General features: G+C 38.6%; 1 protein-coding gene. It reads left to right on the top strand.

What is annotated here, in order from left to right; genetic code table 11:
* The first annotated feature begins 258 nt into the window (after positions 1-258).
* Positions 259-1,452: an MFS transporter gene (locus tag FTU06_RS16645; RefSeq protein ID WP_180147626.1), complete on the top strand. Its 1,194-nt coding sequence runs from the start codon at positions 259-261 to the stop codon at positions 1,450-1,452.
* The last annotated feature ends 122 nt before the right edge of the window (positions 1,453-1,574 follow it).

Below are 1,574 nucleotides of genomic sequence, written 5' to 3'. Positions count from 1 at the left end.
CTTCCCGAACTCAGAAGTGAAACCTCTTAGCGCTGATGGTAGTGTGGGGTTACCCATGTGAGAGTAAGTCATCGCCAGCTCATTATTCGAAACACCCCCTGACTAGTGCAGGGGGTGTTTTTTTATGTGTGATGAAAAGGGAAGAAAAAGAGGAAAAGATAAAGTAGAAATATAGAAGAAAAGCTTCATTCATTTTTATGTGATTTTTAAATTAAAGGCTGAAAGGCGTATACTATCCATGTCATTGATGGAAAGCTTATGTCTGATTTAGCTTCAAATTCTCCTTATATTGAATATGGCACACGGTCATTTCTTGCCATTTTATTCTCCTTATTTTTAGCAGGCTTCGCAATTTTTTCATCGTTGTATTGTGTACAACCAATGATGCCCATCTTTGCGGATTATTTTCATGTCAGTCCGACACATAGCAGTTTTCCTTTATCTTTTTCAACCATTGCTTTAGCGATAGGACTACTTTTCACTGGTTTGATTTCAGATCGATTCGGTCGTAAGCCTGTTATGGTCACCGCTTTATTTTTGGCAGCGTTACTTTCAATTATCAGTTCTATATTTCCGCTTTGGGAAATATTTTTACTGAATAGAGTGTTGATCGGATTAAGTGTGAGCGGTGTAGCTGCCGTTGCAATGACTTATATTGGAGAAGAAATTGCGCAAAAAGATATAGGCTTTGCAATGGGCCTGTATATTTCGGGTACCGCGATTGGAGGAATGGGGGGGCGTCTCATTGCGGGGGTATTGATTGATTATATTAGTTGGCAAAATGCCATGATGATTATCGGTATCATTAACCTATGTATAGCCACAGCATTCTTTTTATTACTTCCAGCATCTCAACATTTTCAAGCTTATCCCATCCGTCTCAACCGATTTTATGAATCTTTTGTTAAAAATTTAGCAAATCCAAAGCTGAGTATTTTATTCCTTCAAGGTTTTATCCTCATGGGATGTTTTGTCTCTATATTTAACTATATGAGCTACCACCTATTAGAAGAACCTTATCAGCTTTCGCAAACATGGATTGGACTAATATCCATAGCTTATTTGGCAGGAATATATAGTTCACCGCGAGCTGCAAGTTGGGGGAAACGCTTTGGACGGGAAAAAGTTTTACCTTCGATGCTGATCATGATGTTGTTGGGGCTGTTGATTATGCTCATTCCGGCATTTTGGTCAGTCATTTTTGGGCTGATTGTATTCACCTTTGCTTTTTTTGCAGCGCATTCCACGGCAAGTAGTTGGGTATCAGTTCAATCCCTGCAATACCGTGCCGTAGGTTCATCTATATATTTATTTTGCTACTACTTAGGTTCCAGTATTTTGGGTAGCAGTAGTGGTTTGGTTTGGGAGATGTCTGGTTGGATTGGGTTGACGGGCTTTATTGCTGTTATCTTGATGATCGGTTTATTTTTAGCAATACAATTGAATAAATAGATCTCTTTCATAAATCAAAAAACGATCTTCTTTTTGGTTAATATTTGCACTCCGGATTTCTTAGCATTCGTGCATAATCTGCGGATGAAATACATCGATTCAAACAAGCTTTCTGATCCTCA

This window comes from Acinetobacter sp. YH12052 (genome assembly GCF_013419835.1).
GTDB lineage: Bacteria > Pseudomonadota > Gammaproteobacteria > Pseudomonadales > Moraxellaceae > Acinetobacter > Acinetobacter amyesii.
This window is presented reverse-complemented; position numbering and strand designations above follow the sequence as displayed.